Raw genomic sequence first — 4,381 nt, 5'->3', positions numbered from 1 at the left:
ATCTAGGGGGATGACGCGTGGGTATTCTTGATCGTGGTGCAAATGCTGTCGCGGCTCTTGCCGCGTTATCGAATTCGCAAGCCATGATCGAGTTTGATCTATCGGGCAGGATCCTCACCGCTAACGAAAACTTCTGCAGGGCGCTCGGCTACGAGTTGAGGGAGATTGTCGGAAAACATCACAGCATGTTTGTCGAGCCTGCCTATGCATCCTCAACGGAATACAAGGCTTTCTGGACGAAGCTCGCAGCCGGGAAATTCGATCAACAACAATACAAACGCGTCGGAAAAGGCGGGCGCGAGGTCTGGATCGAGGCATCCTACAATCCCGTCTTCCGACGCGGGAAGCCGGTCAAGGTCATCAAGATTGCAACGGATATCACTGCGCAGAAACTGAGGTCTGCCGAGGATTCGGGCAAGATCGACGCATTGTCCCGGGCTCAGGCGATCATCGAATTCACGCCGGCCGGCGAAATCCTGACCGCGAACGACAATTTCCTTTCCGCGCTTGGTTATTCGCTTGCCGAAATCCAGGGCAAACATCATTCGATGTTCTGTGAAGCCGACTACTCGAGATCGGAGGCTTACAAGGAATTCTGGCGGAAACTTGCGAGCGGCCAGCTGGTTGCCGACGAATTCATGCGTGTGGGCAAGGGCGGACGAAAGGTCTATATCCAGGCTTCCTACAATCCGATTTTCGACCTGAACGGCAAAGTGTTCAAAGTCGTGAAGTTCGCAACCGATGTCACGGCGCGCGTCGAAAATGTCGAACAACTTGCCCGTTGCCTGACGAACCTTGCGGATGGCGACCTGTCGCAGACGATCCAGAAGCCTTTCATTCCTTCGCTGGAAAGGCTGCGTGCCGACTTCAACAGCGCCTCGGAGAAGTTGAAGGGCGCAATGGCAACGGTTGCCGAAAATGCCAAGGCGATATCAGCCGGTTCCAACGAAATCCGCACGGCGGCCGACGACCTGGCAAAGCGTACCGAGCAGCAAGCGGCATCCGTCGAAGAGACGGCAGCCGCGCTTGAGGAAATCACGACGACGGTCAAGGATTCGAGCCGCCGCGCCGAGGAGGCCGGTCAACTCGTGGCGCGCGCCAGAAATCACGCTGAGCATTCCGGCCAGGTGGTGCGTGACGCAATCGGAGCGATGGACCAGATCGAAAACTCGTCACGCGAAATTTCCAACATCATCGGTGTCATCGATGAGATTGCCTTCCAGACTAACCTTTTGGCGCTCAATGCCGGCGTAGAGGCGGCACGAGCAGGGGAGGCCGGCAAGGGGTTTGCGGTCGTTGCCCAGGAGGTCCGTGAGCTGGCGCAGCGGTCGGCGAAAGCTGCGAAGGAGATAAAGAGCCTGATCACAGCGTCCGGTTCCCATGTCGCAAACGGCGTCGCCCTCGTGACGAATGCCGGATCCGCGCTCCAGGAAATCGCCAGTCAGGTTCACGAAATCAATACCAACGTCACAGCGATCGTGGAGGCGGCGCGCGAGCAATCGACTGCGCTTGGCGGGATCAGCCAGTCCATCAACACCGTCGACCAGGGAACGCAGCAGAATGCCGCAATGGTCGAGGAGCAGACGGCTGCGAGCCATGGTCTCGCCCGAGAGGCTGCCGCTCTCTTCGAGCTTCTTGAACAGTTCCGTTTCAATGATGCGCCGAGATCCAGGTCTTCGTTTGCGCAGGCCGATCGTCACCCCGTCGCACCGACGGCTTTGAAAGTCGTTCGTACTTCGCCCCTCGCATCCATCCAGCACGGGTCAGCCTCCGTCGCGCTGAAGTCCGATTGGGAAGAGTTCTGATTACTCTGACTGAGCCATTCTCAGCAGTATTGGCGACAATCAATCGAGCGACCACGAGCCGGGATAGTTCGGCTTGCGACGCTCGATCCACGCGTCGAGCCCTTCGCGCAAATCGTCGGTTGGCGCCATGCGGGCGAATTGTTCGCCTTCGATCAGGAGCCCCTCCGCAATGCTCTGGTTGATGCCGCGCGTCACCGCCGTCAGAATGCTCGCCGCTGCCAGCGCTGAATGACGCAGAATGCGCCGCGCGAGGTCGTGGGCGGCCGGCATGAGAGCGTCATGCGGGACAAGCTGGTTGACAAGGCCGAGTTCGAGGGCGCGCTGCGGGGAGAATGCGTCGCCCGTCAACAGCAATTCGAGGGCGCGCTTGCGCCCGGCCAGCCTTGGCAAACGCTGCGTTCCGCCAAAGGTCGGCGGCATTGCGAGATTAATCTCGGGCTTGGCGAACAGGGCGCGTTCGCTGGCGATGGCGAGGGGCACAGCCTCGGTGATTTCGCAGCCTCCGCCAAAGGCAAGGCCGTTGACGGCGGCGATGACGGGTTTGCGGAAGGCTTCCAGCCGCGCAGTTAATCGCTGTCCGCGCGCGACGAAATCGCGCATGGCGACATCGGCGCCCTGCGCCACGCTTTCCGAGAATTCGTAGATATCGCCACCCGCCGAGAATGCCCGCTCGCCTGCGCCGGTGAGGATGATCACCCGAATTGAACTGTCGGTTTCGATGGCGTCGAGGATCGCGAGCAAGCGGTCTATCAAGGCATAATTCAGCGCATTGAGCTTTTCCGGGCGATTGAGAGTGAGCGTGGCGATTCCGTCGTAGCTGTCGATCAAAACAGTGTCGGCCATTCGGTTTTCCTTTCCGCTATGCTGCGTCAGGAGAAGTATGCCGCCGGTCGATGCTTGTGTATATTCACTAGTCGGTATACATAGCGACATGATCTCACAGCCAGTCCCGACGCGCGAACRCATCATCTCGGCGGCCGCCAAACTGTTTTACAACGAGGGCATCAGGAGCGTCAGCGTCGATGCGGTGGCTGAAGAGGCCGGTGTCACGAAACGCACCCTTTACTACCATTTCGCCAGCAAGGACGATCTCATCGGGGCCTATCTGGAGGCGCGCGACCAGCCTAACCTCTCTCTGTTCAAGCGCTGGTACGCGGAAACGACGGGCGAGCCGGCGGATAAGGTGCAAGGCATCTTTCGCAATCTCGCCCGCGCGGCCCGCCATCCGAAATGGAAGGGCTGCGGCTTCCTGCGCACCTCTGCGGAACTCGCCAATATGCCTGGCCATCCAGCCATGAAAGTCGGGATTGAACACAAGAAGAGGGTCGAGGCCTGGTTGCAGGTTACGTTCGAGGCGGCCGGAATCAAGACGGAAGCGCCGCAGCTCGCTCGGCAGATCGTCCTGCTGCTCGATGGCTCGTTCGCCGTCGTTCTGTTGCATCGCGACCCGACCTATATGGAAGCCGCAGGCGAGGCGGCTGGTTCGCTGATCCGCGCTGCGACCGCAAACGCCTAAGGCGGGCGGTTCCTGAGGCGCTCGCTCTGAAGGCCACATCTTCCGCCTCGGCTTGGCTGTCAGGTCGCCGAACGAGAAGGCATGATGTTGAGCCTCTGAAACAAGAGAACAATGCTGCACTGCCGAAAAAATCACCACACGCACCACTGCGCGTTTTTTCGGCATGACCCATTGACAATTCATCCTTGATGGCACTTCATAACATTGTTCCAGTAAAACAGACATGCGTCCATTATACTGGAACAATAGGAACCATCCATAAGGGGAACGCCATGACCATTTCCTTTCGCACCGGCGTGATGTCGCTGGCTGTCGCCGCTCTGTTGTCCACGCCTGCGCTGGCGGACGGCAGCAAGCTCGATGAAGTGCTGGCCCGCGGCCATCTCGTCCTCGGCACGGGCAGCACCAATGCGCCTTGGCACTTCAAGAGTGCCGACGACAAGCTTCAGGGATTCGACGTCGACATGGGCCACATCATCGCCAAGGCGCTCTTCGGCGATCCTGAGAAGATCGAGTATGTGAACCAGTCCTCCGACGCCCGYATCCCGAACATCACCACCGACAAAGTCGACATCACCTGCCAGTTCATGACCGTTACCGGCGAGCGCGCCCAGCAGGTTGCCTTCACCATTCCTTATTATCGCGAGGGTGTCGGCCTGATGCTCAAGGCGGATGGCAAATATGCCGACTACGCAGCCCTCAAGGCGGCCGGTTCCTCCGTTACCATCTCGGTTCTCCAGAACGTCTACGCCGAGGCGATGGTGCATGCCGCATTGCCGGAGGCGACTGTCGACCAGTACGATTCCGTCGACCTGATCTATCAGGCGCTGGAATCGGGACGCGCCGATGCAGTCGCCACCGACCAGTCGTCGCTCGCCTGGTACATGACGCAGAATCCGGGCCGCTATAAAGATGCCGGCTTCGGCTGGAACCCGCAGACCTATGCCTGCGCTGTCAAGCGCGGCGATCAGGATTGGCTGAACTTCGTCAACACCGCCCTGCACGAAGCCATGACCGGCGTTGAATTCGACTTTTACGCCAAGTCCTTCAAGACCTGGTT

4 protein-coding genes are annotated in these 4,381 nt (G+C 59.3%); 3 read left to right on the top strand and 1 reads right to left on the bottom strand.

Annotated elements, in window-relative coordinates; translation table 11 throughout:
• Positions 1 to 17 precede the first annotated feature (17 nt).
• On the top strand, positions 18 to 1,805 hold the full coding sequence (locus AC1D1Z_RS34495) for a methyl-accepting chemotaxis protein (RefSeq protein WP_018245718.1): 1,788 nt from the start codon (positions 18 to 20) through the stop codon (positions 1,803 to 1,805).
• A 39-nt stretch (positions 1,806 to 1,844) separates the two neighbouring features.
• On the opposite strand, the gene AC1D1Z_RS34490 is transcribed toward AC1D1Z_RS34495, so the two are convergent.
• Positions 1,845 to 2,648 carry a crotonase/enoyl-CoA hydratase family protein gene (locus AC1D1Z_RS34490; protein WP_018245717.1) on the bottom strand — a complete coding sequence of 268 codons (804 nt, stop codon included), beginning with the start codon at positions 2,646 to 2,648 and terminating at the stop codon, positions 1,845 to 1,847.
• An 88-nt stretch (positions 2,649 to 2,736) separates the two neighbouring features.
• Here AC1D1Z_RS34490 and AC1D1Z_RS34485 point away from each other — a divergent pair, with 88 nt between their 5' ends.
• Entirely contained in the window at positions 2,737 to 3,321 is a 585-nt protein-coding gene (locus tag AC1D1Z_RS34485; RefSeq protein ID WP_477853281.1) for a TetR/AcrR family transcriptional regulator, read from the top strand.
• 272 nt (positions 3,322 to 3,593) lie between these two features.
• Positions 3,594 to 4,381: transporter substrate-binding domain-containing protein (locus AC1D1Z_RS34480; protein ID WP_477853279.1), on the top strand; the 788-nt coding region annotated here is incomplete at its 3' end.

Source organism: Rhizobium sp. P1_E1 (genome assembly GCF_056406015.1).
Note: the sequence above shows the minus strand (reverse complement) of the source record. Positions and strands in the feature narration are given on the sequence as shown.